The organism is Streptomyces sp. NPDC003691 (assembly GCF_053981115.1).
In genome coordinates this window covers 26,291-41,729 of the sequence record NZ_JBSFNQ010000066.1, presented here as the reverse complement: position 1 = coordinate 41,729, position 15,439 = coordinate 26,291, and the positions used below count along the sequence as shown (strand labels likewise).

Here is a 15,439-nt window from a genome sequence, read left to right as displayed (position 1 = left end):
CAGGATGGGCAAGGAAACAGGGCTGGGTACGGGCAAGAAGGGGCGCTGGGGGTCCCACCATGCCGAAGGCATAGGGGGCGGAACTGCGCGACAAGTCCACGACGGGCCGCCCGGCACGGCGCGACCCCGCACCCCCCAACGCCCCGCAGGGTCAGGCTCCCCCCGGCCCGGGGGCCCAGGGGAGCCAGGCCCCCGCGGGAGGCGGGTTACGCCGCCTGGAGTTCCAGGCGGGCGCCGAATTCGCGGACCGGGGGCTCGTCCGCGTACGGCTCCAGGCGTTGCTGGAGGTCGTCCAGATACTCCGCGCCCCGGCTGGACCGCAGCGTCCCCAGGAGCTCCAGCGCCCGCGTCCCGCTCTGGCAGGCCTGTTCGACCTCGCGCTGCTGCACCAGCGCGGTCGCGAGGAGCGCATAGCCGATCGCGCGGCGCCGCGCCCGGTTCTCGGGGTGGCCGTCGAGCGCGTCGGACGCGTGGTGCGCGGCGGCTTCGGACTGGCCCAGGTCGCGGTAGCAGTGGGCGAGTTCGTCGGCCAGGTACGCCTCGTCGAAGTGGTCGATCCACACGGGGTCGTCGCCGGACTCCGGCTCCGCCCGCTCCAGCGCCGCGATCGCCTTGCCCGCAACGGACTGGCAGGTGCGGACGTCCCCGAGGAGGGCGTGGCCGCGGGCCTCGGCGGCGTAGAACATGGCCTGGGCACGGGGGGTGACCTGCCCTCGCGCGCCCTCCTGCGCGGCCCGCGCGAGCTGGGCGATCTCGCGCGGGTTGCCGAGCTGGGCGGCGAGATGGCTCATGGAGGCGGCGAGGACGTATCCGCCGTACCCCCGGTCGTCGGCGGCCTGGGCGAGCCGGAGGGCCTGGATGTAGTAGCGCTGGGCGAGCCCCGGCTGCCCGGTGTCGACGGCCATGTAGCCGGCGAGTTCGGTGAGCCGGGCGACGGCGGCGAACAGCTCCCGGCCGACGGACTCCCGGTAGGAGCCGGAGAGCAGCCCGGAGACGACGGAGTTGAGGTAGTGGACGACGACGGGCCGGATATGCCCGCTGCCGAAGCGGTGGTCGAGATCGGTGAGCGCGTGCGTCATCGCGCGGACGGCCTCGACATCGGCGCTGCCGACCCGCGCCCCCGCGCTCCGCGCGACCTGCGCGTCCGCGCCGGTGATCAGCCAGTCGCGGCTGGGTTCGACGAGGGCGGACGCCGCGACGGACGCCCCGGAGAGGAAGTCGCGGCGGCCGACGTCGCTCCGCCACAGCTCACAGACCTGCTCGATGGCGCCGAGGACGGTCGGTGAGAACTGGAGCCCGACGCCGGAGGCGAGGTTCTTGCCGTTGGCCATGCCGATTTCGTCGATCGTGACCGTACGGCCGAGTTTTCGGCCGAGCGCCTCGGCGATGATCCCGGGTGCCCGTCCGCGCGGCTGCTGGCCGCGGAGCCAGCGCGCGACGGACGTCTTGTCGTACCGCAGGTCGAGTCCGCGTTCGGCGCCGACCATGTTGACGCGGCGCGCGAGCCCGGCGTTGGAGCACCCGGCTTCCTGGATGAGCGCCTGCAGCCGTTCGTTGGGCTGGCGGGCGACGAGTGGCCTGGCTGCCATGGAATCTAACCCCCTGAGGGCCGCGGGTGATCAAACGCCCGATCGAGAACACCTTGATCACTGTCCGGCGGATATACGGAGAATGCAGACTTAAGAGCGTTGGTCGAGTTGGTCGGGTTTCTCCAGATGCTGGAGGCATCCAGGGGCCCGTACGTCCAGAAATCCGGAAGTCCCCCCGAAAGATGCCCCCGGATATGCCCGACCAGACCGGAATGAGGCATTCCGGTTCTCTGCGCCCCGGCCCTGATCACCAGGCGTCCTTGCCCGGTGGGGGCGCACTCCCCCACGCTGCCGCCCCCTCGCCCGGGTGATACCCCTTTCCATGACCTATGGGTGTGCGCGCCCCCGGATGTGCATCGATGCGCCCCATGTGCGGGATCATGATCCCGGGGGCGGCCCGTAGGGGGCCCGTAACCCCCGGTGACCACGGGAGTTGAGAGGGTCGTGGAAGAGACCATCGGAGTCGAAGAAGCCGCGCAAATCCCCCAGCAGCGGGGGGAACAGATGCTGGACCACGCCGTGCGGTACGCGGAGGAACGGCACTGGGACGTGTTTCCCGGAACCTGGCTGGAGGCGGCCGACGGCCGGGAGTTCTGCTCGTGCGGCGACACCGGCTGCGCCGCCCCGGGCGCGCACGCGGTGCGTCCGGACTGGGCGAACCAGGCCACCGGCAGTGCCACGGCGGCCCGCCGGATGTGGGGCAAACATCCCAAGGCGTCGATCCTGCTCCCCACGGGCCGGACCTTCGACGCGCTGGACGTCCCCGAGTCGGCGGGCTTCCTGGCCCTGGCCCGGCTGGAACGGATGGACCTCCCGCTGGGGCCGGTCACTTCCACCCCCGACCGCCGGATGCTGTTCTTCGTCCTGCCGGGCGGCGCGGCCAAGGCCCCGGCCCTCGTCCGCGATCTCGGCTGGGCCCCCAGCTCCCTGGACCTGATCCCGCGCGGCCAGGGCCACTACGTGGCCGCGCCGCCGACCCGGATCGGCGGGATGGGCCCGGTGCAGTGGGTACGGCGGCCCACCGCCGAGAACCGCTGGCTCCCGGATACGGAGGAGCTGATCAGTCCGCTCGCGTACGCCTGCGGACGCGAGGCCGCGGCGGCCCGCGCGCGCCGCTGACGGAACCCCCCGGCTCCTTCGGCAGCAGGGCAGCAGCACCGCACGACAGCAGCACCGGCAGTACAGCAGCACGGCATCACGGCAGCAGCACAACGGCAGTACGGCAGCAGCTACGGCGCGGGCCCCACCCCGCGCCGAAACCCGGCCCCACCTGCGGCGATCACCGAATCTCCGGGACCGCGCCTGGGCATCGCGGGCTTCCTCTCTCTCCGGAAAAACGTTTCCCCATCTGGCTAGGCTGGCCCGGTAACCGACGCGACACCGCGGCCGTCCGGCACTCCGCCGCCCGGCCCCCGCACGTCATGTCCCAGGGGATCCGAAGGAGCAGACCCATGCCGGAGCAGCAGCCCGCCACGGACCGAGGCACAGCCGCGGAACGGGGCGCGGCGGACGGGGAGCGGACGGCACCGCCCGCCGTCGAGGTCGAGGGATTGTGGAAGCGGTTCGGCGAACAGATCGCCGTCGCCGGGGTCGATCTCACCCTGCCCGCCGGACGGTTCATCGGACTGGTCGGCCCCAACGGCGCGGGCAAGACCACCACCCTGTCGATGCTGACCGGGCTTCTCCGGCCCGACCAGGGCCGGATCCGGATCGCGGGCCACGACGTCTGGGCCGACCCGGCCGCCGTGAAGGCGCGGATCGGCGTCCTGCCCGAGGGACTGCGGCTCTTCGAGCGGCTCTCCGGCCGCGAACTCCTCGCCTATACGGGCCGGCTGCGCGGGCTCCCCGGCGACCAGGTCGACAAGCGCGCCACCCAGCTGCTCGACGTCCTCGGCCTCGCGGGCGCCCAGCACAAGCTGATCGTCGACTACTCCACCGGCATGCGGAAGAAGATCGGGCTGGCCGCGGCGCTGCTGCACAACCCCGAGGTCCTCTTCCTCGACGAGCCGTTCGAGGGCGTCGACCCGGTCTCCGCGCAGACCATCCGGGGCGTCCTGGAGCGGTACACCGCCTCCGGCGCCACGGTCGTCTTCTCCAGCCATGTGATGGAGCTGGTGGAGTCGCTGTGCGAGTGGGTCGCGGTGATGGCGCAGGGCCGGATCCGCGCCCAGGGCCCCCTGGCGGAGGTCCTCGGGGACGCGCCCAGCCTGCAGAGCGCCTTCCTGGAACTGGTCGGCGCCCAGGGCGCGGACGCGGGCGAGTCCCTCGACTGGCTGGGCGGCGGCAACGGGGCCGCGCGGTGACCGCGGCGTACCCGGCCCCGGATGCCGCCCCGGCCGTCGACCCGGACACGGGCGGCGCGGGCCCGCGGGAACTGTCCACGGGCGAGCTCGTCGCCCTCTTCGTACGGCTGAAGCTGACCCTGCTCCGCAACGGACTGCGCCAGTCCACCGCGCGCAGGACGGTCTTCATGATCTCGCTGGTGCTGGCGGTGCTGGTCGCCGTCGGCAATCTGCTCGGCTTCATCGCCTGGCGCGGCTCCGACAACGTACTGACCGCCGGGGTCCTCTATACGGGCCTGCTGGCGCTGGGCTGGGCGGTGATGCCGCTCTTCTTCCCCAGCGGGGACGAGACCCTCGACCCGACCAGGCTGGTGATGCTGCCGCTGCGGCCCGGCCCCCTGGTGACCGCGCTGACCGCCGCGTCGCTGGTGGGCATCGGTCCGCTCTTCACCTTCTGTGTGCTGCTGGGCGCCGGGATCGCGGTCGCCGGGAGCTGGGCGGCGGCCGCGGTGGCGGTGGTCGCCGTACCGCTGGCGCTGCTGGGCTGTATCGCCCTGGCCCGCTCGGTGGTCGCCGCCAACGTCCGGCTGCTGACCTCGCGCAAGGGCCGTGATCTGGCGCTGCTCAGCGGGCTGGTGATCGCGGTGGGCATCCAGGTGGTCAATCTCGGCCTCCAGGAGCTGAACCGCTCGGAGGAGGGGTTCGCCACGCTGGAGCCCGCGGCCGATATCGTCCGCTGGCTGCCCGTCGCCTCCGCGATCGCCTCGGTCGACGCCACGAGCGAGGGCGCGTACGGGACGGCCGCCGCCCAGCTCGCGATCTCCGCGGCCGCCCTGTGGGGGCTGCTGCGGTGGTGGCGCCGGATCCTCACCCGGCTGATGACGGCCCCCGACGGCTCCACGATCGCGGCGGCCCCCGAACGCGAGGCGGGCCGCGACACGGGCGGCCTCGGCCGCTTCCTCCCCGAGGGGCGGACCGGTGCGGTGATGCTGCGCGCCCTGCGGTATCTGTGGCGCGACCCCAAGACCAGGACCGGTCTGGTCGCCTCGCTGGCGGTCGGCACGCTCGTCCCGGTGGTCAACGTCTTCCAGGGCACCGGCTCGGTGTACATCGCGGCCTTCGCCACCAGCATGCTCGGGCTCCAGGTCTACAACCAGTTCGGACAGGACACCTCCGCCTTCTGGATGGTCCTCCAGACGATGTCCACGGCCCGGGACGCCTATGTCGAACTGCGGGCCCGCACCTTCGCGCTGCTGCTGATCGCACTGCCGTACACCGTGCTGGTCATCGTGGGGATCGGGCTGGCGCTCGGCGATTTCGACGGGATGCCGCCCGCGCTGGGACTGGCCCTGGCGGTCCTCGGCGCGATGCTGGGCACCGGCGTCTACGGCTCGGCCCGCTTCCCGTACACCATCCCGCAGGACAGCGCGTCCAAGAACGTCGGGCCGGGCCAGGCGTCGCTGGCCTGGATGTCGCTCGCGGGCGGCCTGTTCGCCTCGGCGGCGCTGTGCTCGCCGCTGATCGTCGCGGTGGTGATGATGCGGGATTCGGCCGCGGAGGGCGCCATGTGGCTGCTGCTGCCCGCGGGCGCGCTCTACGGGACGCTGCTGGCCTGGGGCGGGCTGAAGCTGGCCGCCCCGCTGACGGCCCGGCGCGGACCGGAGATCCTGGCGGCGGTGAGCAAGGGCTGACCCCGGGACAGTGACGGCGTCACAGCCGTACCCCCCGCACTACGGGACAACCGCCCGGCCCGTACCGCCCGCACCGGGGGACAACCGCCCGGCCCGCGCGGCCCGCCCGGCGTCCGGCCCGCCCGGCCGGACAGCCGCCCCAGCCGGACAGCCGCCCGGGATCCGAAGCCTCCGAAAGGGGGCCGGGGTCCCGGGCGGCGGCCGTCCCGGCGCGGTCCCGGGCGGCCGTACCCCCGCCGACCTGCGATCCCTTTTATGGAGGGTCGCGGCGTCGGTGGCGTGCCGTAAGTTGCTGGGTATGTCAACGCCGCCGCCACCGCATCCCCAGTCGCCGCAGAACGATCCGCAGCCCGGCTACGGGCAGTCCGGTCCGGGGCCCTACGGGGACCCGTACGGGCAGCCGCCGGCACAGCCGCCGTACCAGGACCCGTACGGCGGGCAGCAGTACCCGCCCCAGGGACAGCCGGGTTACGGAACCCCTCCGCAGGGACAGCCGGGTTACGGAACCCCTCCGCAGGGACAGCCGGGCTACGGGACCCCGCCCCAGGGGCAGCCGGGCTACGGGACCCCGCCGCCCCCGCAGGGACAGCCCGGCTACGGGACGCCCGATCCGCGGCAGCAGCCCGGCTATCCGCCGGCGCAGCCCTACGGACAGCCGCAGGGACAGCCCGGTTACCCGGGGCAGCCCGGCGGGCCCGTGGACCAGACGAGTCCGATACCCCAGGCCCCGGCCTTCGGCGGACCCCCGCCGGGTGCCCAGGGGCCGGGCGGCTGGGGCGCCCCGCAGCCGCCGCAGCAGCCGAAGGGCCGCCGGACCGGCAGGACGATCCTCATCGCCACCGGGGCCGTCGCCGGTCTGCTGATCCTGTCCTGGCTGGGGAACACCGTCTTCAGCGGTGACGGCAAGAAGGACAGGGGCTCGGACTCCTCGGCGTCGAGCGGCGGGGCCGGTGGTTCCGGTACGAACCCCGGCACGGACAGCGGCACGGACACCGGGCAGGACTCCGGTACGGACTCCGACGGCTTCCCGAAGGCCGAGTACAAGCTGGTGCTGCCGCCCACCCTGGCCGCCCAGAAGTACAAGTTCACGGACGATATGTCGGAGCTGGGCGAGAAGGCGGTCCAGGCCCGGGACCCGCTGGTCAAGAACCCCAAGGCCGTCGTCGGCCAGTACACCTCCGCGAGCGGCCCGCAGAACGGCGGACTCGTCGTCTCCGGGATGTACGGCCAGATCAAGCAGCCGGAGACATCGCGGAAGGCGATGCTGCGGGGCAGTGCCTCGGAGGCGAACTCCCGGCTCGCCGTACCGCCGCGGGACTTCAGGCCCGCCGGTTCGGACACCACGATCAGCTGCCAGGTCATCGTGGCCGACAGCGCGGGCACCAAGATCACCATGCCGGTGTGCGCCTGGGTGGACGGCAACACGGGCGCCACGGTCGGCCTGATCGACAGCAAGTCGGCCACCGTCAAGCCGGAGGCGCTCGACCTGGCGCAGGCCGCGGCGACCACGGCCAAGGTCCGTTCGGAGATGCGCCAGCCGGTCGGCCCGTAGCCCCCGCTCCCTGTGCCGTGCGCCGTGCGCTTTGTGCCGCGCGCCGCGCGCAGTGCAGGGAACGGTTCGAACGCCGGCCCGCCGGGGGTCGCACGGCGGCGGTTTCCCGTCGAAGCGAGTTGGCTGAAGGAACGTACCGCCTGAGCGTTTACCCAGCTCAGGCGGTTTTTCCTGGCTGGACCACCGGAGATCGTCCGGATGCTGGAACGTGTCGGCCCGGCGTCCGCACCCCCCGCGAGCTGCCCGAACGACCATTCGGTCACCCCTTTCGGGGGACGCGCGACCGGAAAAGAGCGCCGGACATGCGCTCACCCTGCGCTTACGTAAGACTCCCGTCCGCAGTCGCACCACCCTCAATGCGACCTCGAAGCGAAGGAGTCCTCTCCATGCGTCCTCTGTCTCTGCGGACCCTGTTCGTCTCCGCCACCGCCCTGATGCTGGGTGTCGGCGGCACCGCACTGAGCACGGCGGTCGCCCAGCCCGCGGCCGGACCGGCCGACGCTCGGGCCCTCTACGCACCCTCCGCCCTCGTCCTCACCGTCGGCAGCGGCGAGACCCGGGCGGGCACCGCGGCCGAGCGGGCGGTGACCCTGTCCTGTGCCCCGCGCGCCACGGGCACCCACCCCGCGGCGGCCGACGCCTGCCGCGAACTGCGTGCGGTCGGCGGCGACTTCCGCGCACTGCCGTCGAAGCTGCCGCAGACCCTGTGCACCCGGGAGTGGGCGCCGGTGACCGTCACGGCCGACGGGGTCTGGGACGGCCGCCGGACCGGCTGGTCCGGCACGTACAACAACTCCTGCGAGATGGCGGCGACGCTCGGGGTCGTCTTCGGTTTCTGAGCCCGCGGCGGCTTGAGCCCGGAGCGGTTTCCGGGCTTGCGGTTCCCGGGCCGGTGATGTGCGGGCCCGCGCGTTGTGCGGGGCGAGGGGCGGCCGGTCCTCCGGCCGCCCCTCGGCATACCGCCCGGCGCGGCCGGGACTCCTGGCCGGGCGGCGCGGCCGGGGCGACGGGCCGTCACCTCCCGGGCGGCTCCGTCCCCGGGCCCGCCCCCGGGTCCGTCACCTCGTCGAGGAACGGCGCGATCGCGGCGTACCAGACGTCGGGGCGGTCGTAGTGGAGGAGATGACCGGCGTCCGGGACCTCGGCATAGCGCCCCCGGGGCAGCACCCGGACCATCTCCTGGGCCTCGGCGCGGCCCAGGTCGCCGTCGGGGCCGCGGACGACCAGTGCGGGGCAGCGGACCCGGGCCAGTTCGTCCCAGTGGGCGTCATGGGCGATGGACTCGCGGAGCTTCAGCATCTGCCGCCGGGAGAACACCGGCCGCCAGCCGTCCGCGCGTTCGGCCATCACCTCGGCATAGAAGTCACCGCGGGCCGGATGGGGGCGTTCCGCCCACGGGTCGTCCTCGCCGAACCACTTCCGTACGTCGGCGAGGGTGGCGAACGGCACCGGCCAGGCCCGGAACCACTCCCCCCACACCCGCTGCGACGCCGCGCCGGGCGGGGAGGCCCGCATATCGCAGACGATCAGCGCCCGGACCAGATCGGGCCGTTCGGCGGCGAGCTGCCAGGCGGTGAGGGCGCCCGTGGAGTGGCCGATCAGGACCGCCGGGCCGAGGCCGAGTTGTTCGACGGCGGCCGCCGCGTCGGCGACCAGGGCCTCCGGGGTGAAGGGTCCCCCGGCCGGCTTGTCGCTGCGGCCGTGGCCGCGCTGGTCGAGGGCGACCGCCCGGTGGCGGCCGGAGAGCCGGCGCGCGGCGGCGGCCCAGTGCGAGGCCCGGCCGGTCAGCCCGTGGAGCAGCAGGACGCCGGGGGCGGGGGCGTCGCCCGGGGACTTGGGCGGGTCCGCGTACTCCCACGCGGCCAGTCGCGCGCCCGCCGTTCCGGTCACGTCGATGCGCCGCACCATGAGCCCGGCACCCCCTTCTGTCACCCGTTCGCCGATATGCTCAGCCTATCGAAGGTATCGAACTTACGTTCGAATGGCGGGGCCTGCCCAGTCGACGGCGGGCAACACCCCACCTTCGAGTGACCGGAGGCCAGGATTGGCCGCGTCCGGCCCGGGGAGATCTTTTGCGGGAGGCGGGCCGCTCGGGGAAGACGGTCCGACGGGAATGACCCTGAGAGCTCGGGGCTCCGGGTCATGACAGGGGAGGAAGGGCCCCGGCGTCCTCGGACGCCGGGGCCCGCCCCTTGGGCGGTCCGGACGGCCGGTCCGGGGGCGGAGCGGTGCGGGCCCGGCGGTCCCGGCCGGCCGGAGAGCGGCAAACGCCGACGGGAAGTGCGGGAGGTACAGGAGGTGCGGGGCGTGCGAGGGGCGCATCGGCCTGATCCCTCCACGGCGGCGGGCACGGCGGCGAAACGGCGGCAGGCGCTGGCCCACCGGACGGAAGCCGCCCCGGAGGACGGCCGCCGAACGGTGAGTCATATGCCTCATGCACAGCGTGACACGCGATCCGCCCGCCCGTCGTCGTTCCGGACGAAATCCACCGCCGGGCGGCTCGTGCCGGAGGGCGCGCGGGGTGATGTCCCACGGGGTGATATCCGCGGACGGCGGCCCGACACCTGCGCCCGGTACGCCCCGGGGCACGCCGAACCGCCGACGGGCCTCGCGGCGGGTCCGGCGCAAGGTCGGCCGCCGGGTCAGGCGCCGACTTCGCTGCCGGATGCGGCGCCGGGTTCAGCGCCGGGTTCGCTGCCGGATGCGGCGCCGGTTTCGTTGCCGGCTTCGGCGCCGGATTCAGCGCTTGGCGACGAAGACATGGGAGGCGACGTCCGCCTCCAGCTCCGCGGCCTCGCCGCCGCTGCCGACCAGCACACCGCCGGCCGACTCCGTCACGCTCACCACCGAACCGGGCTGGACCCCGGCGCGGCGCAGCGTGTACATCAGCTGGGCGTCGGTCTGGATGGGCTCGCCGATCCGGCGGACCACCACGGTCTTGCCGTCCGTGCCCGGGTCCAGCTCGGCGAGGGAGACCATCCCGGCGTCCAGGAAGGGATCGGCCTCGGCCTTCTCGCCCAGCTCCTCAAGACCGGGGATGGGGTTGCCGTACGGCGACTCCGTCGGGTGGCGCAGCAACTCCAGCACGCGCCGCTCCACGGCCTCGCTCATGACGTGCTCCCAGCGGCACGCCTCGGCGTGGACCTGCTCCCATTCGAGACCGATGACATCGACGAGCAGACACTCGGCGAGCCGGTGCTTGCGCATCACGCGGGTCGCCAGCCGGCGGCCCTCCTCGGTCAGCTCCAGATGGCGGTCCCCGGCGACCATCACCAGCCCGTCGCGCTCCATCCGGGCGACGGTCTGGCTGACCGTCGGCCCGCTCTGGTCGAGCCGCTCGGCAATGCGGGCGCGCATAGGAACCACACCTTCCTCTTCCAGCTCGAGGATGGTGCGGAGGTACATCTCCGTGGTGTCGATCAAACCGGACATACGTGCCCCTCGAAGAATCGTGCGGTGCGGCCCCGGACTCAATTCTTACGCATCCCGCTGACAACCGTGCCGCGCCGGTGAAAGCGGCGGCCGGAACGGACCCTCCGAAGCGCCTTTCGGGAGCGTCCGGAGGCGTGCGGGGGTGTACCGGGGCGGGCCGGAAGGGGTCCGCCGCCGTCGCCCATAACCGGGCGAACCAGAAAGCGTGGCCGGACCACGGACACGAAACCCTCGCGAAAACCGCACACGACCGCCGGACGAGTGTCGGGTGACCGTATTGACACGGGAATGGTCCAGACCGCACCGTGATCGGCGGCCCGGGCATTCCCCGGCGCTTTCCCCGGTGCCGGGACCCCCGGACGCGGCTGTCCGCGCTCCGCCCCGCCACTGAATTTCCCGGACTTTCTCCCGAAAGGGCTCGGCGATGAGCGAGAGCAAGCTGGCCGGTCGATTCTTCGACGCGGCGATCGAACTGCTGGCACGCGTAAGGAACGAGGAGTCGGAGAGCATCGCGGCCGCCGGTGCGGCCATCGCCGACACCGTCGTCTCCGGCGGCCGGCTCTTCGCCTTCGGGGCCGGGCACTCCTCCCTCGCCGCCCAGGACGTGGTCTACCGGGCGGGCGGCTTTGCCGTGATGAACCTGCTGGCCGTGCCGGGTGTCGTCGGCGTGGACGTGATCCCCGCGACGCTCGGCTCCGCGCTGGAGCGGGTCGAGGGCCTGGCGGGGGCGGTGCTGGACACCAGCCCGGCCAAGTCCGGCGACGTACTGGTGATCATCTCCCTCTCCGGGCGCAACGCGCTGCCCGTGGAGATGGCGATGAACGCCCGCGCGCTGGGCCTGAAGGTCATCGGGGTCACCTCCATCGCGTACGCGGACGAGACCAGGTCCCGGCATGTGTCGGGCACCTTCCTCAAGGACCACTGCGACGTCGTCCTGGACTCGAAGATCGCCATCGGCGACACGGTCCTCACCCACGACGGCGTGGAGGCACCGTTCGCCCCCGCGTCCACGGTGGTCACCAGCGCCCTGATGCAGGCGATGATGGCCGCCGCCGCGGAGAACCTGGCCGACCGGGGGGTCGAGCCGCCGCTGCTGCGCTCCGGGAACGTGGACGGCGGCCACGAGTGGAACGGCCGGGTGATGACGGAGAACCGGGACCGGATCTTCTACCGCCACGGCTGAGCAGGGGCGACGCGGCTCCGGGCAGGAGCCGCCCGCGGGGACCGGATTAATTCGGTGGACCCGGCCGCCGGAGCTTCCTAGTGTGTGGCGCACACGAGAGAGGAGGTGGTTCGGCAGATGTATGCATACCGGACGCGTGAGGTGACTGCGGGCTGAGGCCTGCCGTCGCACTCTGTGCCACTCGGCAGGCCACCTGCCGTATTTCCAGCAGTCACCGACCCGCGGGCTCGCCGGTACGTCCGGCCGGCTCCTCCGCAAGGAGGAACCCGAGCCCGCGGGTTTCTGCGTTTCCCGGGCCGGTCCCGCAGGGGCCGCATTCCCGGCCGAACCGTCAGGGAGCGAGGCGTTCGATGCGCCAGCGGCCCTGGGCGGCGCCGCCCTCCGCGTCCGCCGGGCGCTCCTTCTCGTAGACGTACCGCAGCCGGTCGTGCAGCCGGTTCTCGTGGCCCTGCCAGAACTCGACCGTGTCCGGGACGACCCGGATACCGCCCCACTCCGGCGGCGCGGGCACCTGCTCGCCCTCCGGGTAGCGGGCGGACAGCTCGGTATAGGCGGTGAGCAGCTCCTCCCGCGAGCCGATCACGGACGACTGCGCGCTCGCCCAGGCGCCGAGTTGGGAGCCGTGCGGACGGCTGCGGAAGTACGCGGCGGTCTCGTCCCGGCCGATCCGGGCCGCGGTGCCGGTGACCACGACCTGGCGGGCGATGGGGTGCCAGGGGAAGAGCAGCGAGACATACGGGTTGGCGGCGATCTCGCGGCCCTTGCGGGAGCCGTAGTTGGTGAAGAAGACGAAGCCCCGGGCGTCGTACTCCTTCAGCAGGACCGTCCGGGACGACGGCCGCCCGGCCGGGGTGGCCGTGGCGACGACCATCGCGTTCGGCTCCTGGAGCCCGGCCACGGCGGCCTGGTGGAACCAGGCGGCGAACTGTTCCATGGGCGTCGGGGCCAGCTCCGTCTCCACCAGGGGCGTGGAGCGGTACTGCTCGCGCATCACGGCGGGGTCGGGGGCGGCGGAGGACGCGGGATCACGGTCGGTCACGGCAACCATCCTGCCGCAGGGACCCCGGCGGCCGGGCGGCGGCCGGCACCGCAAAAACTCCCGTGCACAGGCCATGTATACGGGGTGCAGTGTGCCCGCCCCACCCTGCCGCCAACCCTCTCCCCCGGCGCCGGTCCCTGTGCGGGTCATCACGCTGACCCCCGCCCCGACCTGCGGATATCGTGTCGCCTCCCGTCGGACGGGCAGCGAACGGATGACGACCGACCGTACGGGGCATCACCGGGATGACCGACCGCAACCCAGGTCGCACGCGTCCCGTCCGCCACGACGCGTCATGAACGTGAGGAGCCGCCTGATGTCCGACTTCGTACCGGGTCTCGAAGGAGTCGTCGCGTTCGAGACGGAGATCGCCGAGCCCGACAAGGAAGGCGGGGCGCTGCGCTACCGCGGGGTCGATATCGAGGACCTCGTCGGCAGCGTCTCCTTCGGCAATGTGTGGGGGCTGCTGGTCGACGGCGCGTTCGAGCCGGGCCTGCCGGCCGCCGAGCCGTTCCCGATCCCCGTGCACTCCGGGGACATCCGGGTCGACGTCCAGTCGGCGCTGGCGATGCTGGCGCCCGTCTGGGGCCTGCGGCCGCTGCTGGACATCGACGAGCGGCAGGCCCGCGACGATCTGGCGCGGGCGGCCGTGATGGCCCTGTCGTACGTGGCGCAGAGCGCCCGCGGCCAGGGCCTGCCGATGGTGCCCCAGCGGGAGATCGACAAGGCGCGGTCCGTGGTGGAGCGGTTCATGGTCCGCTGGCGGGGCGAGCCGGACCCGCGGCATGTGAAGGCGGTCGACGCCTACTGGACCTCGGCGGCCGAGCACGGCATGAACGCCTCCACGTTCACCGCCCGGGTCATCGCGTCCACCGGCGCCGATGTGGCGGCGGCGCTCTCCGGCGCGGTCGGGGCGATGTCCGGCCCGCTGCACGGCGGGGCGCCCTCCCGGGTCCTCGGCATGATCGAGGAGATCGAGCGGACCGGCGACGCGGCGGCCTTCGTGAAGCGGACGCTCGACAAGGGCGAGCGGCTGATGGGCTTCGGCCACCGGGTGTACCGGGCGGAGGACCCGCGCGCGAGGGTGCTGCGCCGTACGGCGAAGGAGCTGGCGGCCCCGCGCTACGAGGTCGCGGAGGCGCTGGAGCGGGCGGCCCTGGAGGAGCTGCACAATCGCCGCCCGGACCGGGTGCTGGCGACGAACGTGGAGTTCTGGGCGGCGATCGTCCTGGACTTCGCGGAGGTCCCGGCGCACATGTTCACCTCCATGTTCACCTGCGCCCGTACGGCGGGCTGGTCGGCCCACATCCTGGAGCAGAAGCGCACCGGCCGCCTGGTCCGCCCCTCCGCCCGCTACACCGGCCCGGGCTCCCGCGACCCGCGCGAGATCCCGGGGTACGGGGGCCTGGCGGGTCGGGGGTAGGCGGCGACCACCGGGGCCAGGCGGAGCAAGTGCTACTCCCCGGCCCCGGCCGCTGCGGGCTGCTTCCGGCGGCGAGGGCCCTTGCCGGTCTGAGTGCGTACGGCTCCGACGCTCGCGGCGATCACCAGGGCGATGGCGAGCGCGTCGGTCACCGAGAGCGCCTGCCGCAGGACGAGGAACCCGGCGAAACAGGCGATGGCGGGCTCCAGGCTCATCATCACCGCGAAGGTGGAGGCCGGGAGGCGGCGCAGGGCGAGGAGTTCGAGGGTGTACGGGAGGACCGACGACATCAGGGCGACGGCCAGCCCGAGCCCGATGACGACGGGGTCGACGAGCCGGGTGCCCGAACCCGCGATCCCGAACGGCAGGCTGAGCACGGCCGCGATACCGAAGGCCAGGGCGAGCCCGTCGGCCTGCGGGAAGCGGCGGCCGGTACGGGCGCTGAAGATGATGTACAGGGCCCACATGACGCCCGCGGCGAGCGCGTACGCCGCGCCGACCGGGTCGAGCCGCTCCACCCCGTCGCCGCCCATCCCGGGGAACATCCCGCTGAGCAGGAACACCCCGACCAGCGCCAGCCCGGCCCAGACCAGGTTCACCAGCCGGCGGGAGACGATCACGGAGAGGGCGAGCGGGCCCAGGACCTCCAGGGTGACGGCCGGGCCCAGCGGGATCCGGTCGACCGCCTGGTAGAAGAGGATGTTCATCCCGCCCATGGCGACGCCGAAGGCGATGACCGTGCCCCAGTCCGCGCGGGAGTGGCCGCGCAGCCGGGGACGGCAGAAGGCGAGCATCACCAGGGCGGCGAGGACCAGCCGGAGGGTGACGACACCGGTGGGGCCGATCCGGTCCATCAGGAGGACGGCCACCGCCGATCCGAACTGGACAGAGAGCGCACCCGCGACGACCAGCCCGACGGGCCCCAGATTCCCCCGGCCGCGACGGCTCCCGGGAGTGCCGCCCTCGCCGCCGGAGCCGTCGGCCCCGCCCGCGCCGGGGACTCCGTGCTCCGTCCCGTGTGCCGAGGAACCGTCCGCGCCCGGCCCCGCCGCCGTCGGCGGACCCGTATCCGGCCCCGTACCCGGAAGCACCACCGGAGCCCCCGGGACGGCCGTCACCGCACTTCCGCCCGGTGCCGGGCCGGTGCCCGGACCCGTACCGGAATCCATGCCGACGGTTCCGGCACCCACCCTTGTCCCGCTCTTCGCAGCGCTGTCCACGGCTCCACGCTAATGGTCGATACGCGAC

General features: G+C 73.3%; 12 protein-coding genes. 7 read left to right on the top strand and 5 right to left on the bottom strand.

All coding sequences use genetic code 11. The annotated features are described in order from the left end of the window. Window positions 1–206: 206 nt before the first annotated feature. Entirely contained in the window at window positions 207–1,589 is a 1,383-nt protein-coding gene (locus ACWDR0_RS25900) for a transcriptional regulator (RefSeq protein ID WP_456354166.1), read from the bottom strand. Window positions 1,590–2,033: 444 nt separating this feature from the next. Between ACWDR0_RS25900 and ACWDR0_RS25895 the strand changes: the two genes are divergently transcribed. The 5 genes from ACWDR0_RS25895 to ACWDR0_RS25875 all read left to right on the top strand — a co-directional run bounded on the left by ACWDR0_RS25895 (window position 2,034) and on the right by ACWDR0_RS25875 (window position 7,953). Continuing rightward, window positions 2,034–2,708: a bifunctional DNA primase/polymerase gene (locus ACWDR0_RS25895; protein ID WP_456354165.1), complete on the top strand. Its 675-nt coding sequence runs from the start codon at window positions 2,034–2,036 to the stop codon at window positions 2,706–2,708. Window positions 2,709–3,040: 332 nt separating this feature from the next. After that, complete coding sequence (locus ACWDR0_RS25890; protein ID WP_456354164.1) at window positions 3,041–3,892, top strand: ABC transporter ATP-binding protein; 852 nt, start codon at window positions 3,041–3,043, stop codon at window positions 3,890–3,892. Then, on the top strand, window positions 3,889–5,562 hold the full coding sequence (locus ACWDR0_RS25885) for a transporter (RefSeq protein WP_456354163.1): 1,674 nt from the start codon (window positions 3,889–3,891) through the stop codon (window positions 5,560–5,562). The genes ACWDR0_RS25890 and ACWDR0_RS25885 overlap by 4 nt, the downstream gene beginning before the upstream one ends. Before the next feature lie 298 nt (window positions 5,563–5,860). Then, window positions 5,861–7,114 carry a hypothetical protein gene (locus tag ACWDR0_RS25880; protein ID WP_456354162.1) on the top strand — a complete coding sequence of 418 codons (1,254 nt, stop codon included), beginning with the start codon at window positions 5,861–5,863 and terminating at the stop codon, window positions 7,112–7,114. A gap of 386 nt (window positions 7,115–7,500) precedes the next feature. Next, window positions 7,501–7,953 (top strand): subtilase-type protease inhibitor, encoded by a 453-nt coding sequence (locus ACWDR0_RS25875; RefSeq protein ID WP_456354161.1) that lies wholly within the window; start codon window positions 7,501–7,503, stop codon window positions 7,951–7,953. Between the two features lie 175 nt (window positions 7,954–8,128). Here ACWDR0_RS25875 and ACWDR0_RS25870 read toward each other — a convergent pair whose 3' ends face one another. After that, window positions 8,129–9,022, bottom strand: a complete 894-nt coding sequence (locus ACWDR0_RS25870) for an alpha/beta fold hydrolase (RefSeq protein ID WP_456354160.1) — start codon at window positions 9,020–9,022, stop codon at window positions 8,129–8,131. Window positions 9,023–9,853: 831 nt separating this feature from the next. Next, window positions 9,854–10,546: a metal-dependent transcriptional regulator gene (locus tag ACWDR0_RS25865; protein WP_456354159.1), complete on the bottom strand. Its 693-nt coding sequence runs from the start codon at window positions 10,544–10,546 to the stop codon at window positions 9,854–9,856. A 424-nt stretch (window positions 10,547–10,970) separates the two neighbouring features. Between ACWDR0_RS25865 and ACWDR0_RS25860 the strand changes: the two genes are divergently transcribed. Further along, window positions 10,971–11,729, top strand: a complete 759-nt coding sequence (locus tag ACWDR0_RS25860; RefSeq protein ID WP_456354158.1) for an SIS domain-containing protein — start codon at window positions 10,971–10,973, stop codon at window positions 11,727–11,729. A 331-nt stretch (window positions 11,730–12,060) separates the two neighbouring features. On the opposite strand, the gene pdxH is transcribed toward ACWDR0_RS25860, so the two are convergent. Continuing rightward, window positions 12,061–12,777, bottom strand: a complete 717-nt coding sequence (gene pdxH, locus ACWDR0_RS25855) for a pyridoxamine 5'-phosphate oxidase (protein ID WP_456354157.1) — start codon at window positions 12,775–12,777, stop codon at window positions 12,061–12,063. Window positions 12,778–13,084: 307 nt separating this feature from the next. Between pdxH and ACWDR0_RS25850 the strand changes: the two genes are divergently transcribed. Next, window positions 13,085–14,191 carry a citrate synthase 2 gene (locus tag ACWDR0_RS25850; RefSeq protein WP_456354156.1) on the top strand — a complete coding sequence of 369 codons (1,107 nt, stop codon included), beginning with the start codon at window positions 13,085–13,087 and terminating at the stop codon, window positions 14,189–14,191. Between the two features lie 32 nt (window positions 14,192–14,223). Here the strand turns inward: ACWDR0_RS25850 and ACWDR0_RS25845 are convergent, their stop codons facing one another. Continuing rightward, window positions 14,224–15,411 carry an EamA family transporter gene (locus ACWDR0_RS25845; protein ID WP_456354155.1) on the bottom strand — a complete coding sequence of 396 codons (1,188 nt, stop codon included), beginning with the start codon at window positions 15,409–15,411 and terminating at the stop codon, window positions 14,224–14,226. Window positions 15,412–15,439 lie beyond the last annotated feature (28 nt).

What these genes read in the sequence shown, in the direction of transcription:
- ACWDR0_RS25900 (WP_456354166.1), bottom strand. Translation starts at nt 1,589, where the DNA reads ATGGCAGCCAGGCCACTCGTCGCCCGCCAGCCCAACGAACGGCTGCAG.
- ACWDR0_RS25890 (WP_456354164.1), top strand. Translation starts at nt 3,041, where the DNA reads ATGCCGGAGCAGCAGCCCGCCACGGACCGAGGCACAGCCGCGGAACGG.
- ACWDR0_RS25880 (WP_456354162.1), top strand. Translation starts at nt 5,861, where the DNA reads ATGTCAACGCCGCCGCCACCGCATCCCCAGTCGCCGCAGAACGATCCG.
- ACWDR0_RS25875 (WP_456354161.1), top strand. Translation starts at nt 7,501, where the DNA reads ATGCGTCCTCTGTCTCTGCGGACCCTGTTCGTCTCCGCCACCGCCCTG.
- ACWDR0_RS25870 (WP_456354160.1), bottom strand. Translation starts at nt 9,022, where the DNA reads ATGGTGCGGCGCATCGACGTGACCGGAACGGCGGGCGCGCGACTGGCC.
- ACWDR0_RS25865 (WP_456354159.1), bottom strand. Translation starts at nt 10,546, where the DNA reads ATGTCCGGTTTGATCGACACCACGGAGATGTACCTCCGCACCATCCTC.
- ACWDR0_RS25860 (WP_456354158.1), top strand. Translation starts at nt 10,971, where the DNA reads ATGAGCGAGAGCAAGCTGGCCGGTCGATTCTTCGACGCGGCGATCGAA.
- pdxH (WP_456354157.1), bottom strand. Translation starts at nt 12,777, where the DNA reads ATGGTTGCCGTGACCGACCGTGATCCCGCGTCCTCCGCCGCCCCCGAC.
- ACWDR0_RS25850 (WP_456354156.1), top strand. Translation starts at nt 13,085, where the DNA reads ATGTCCGACTTCGTACCGGGTCTCGAAGGAGTCGTCGCGTTCGAGACG.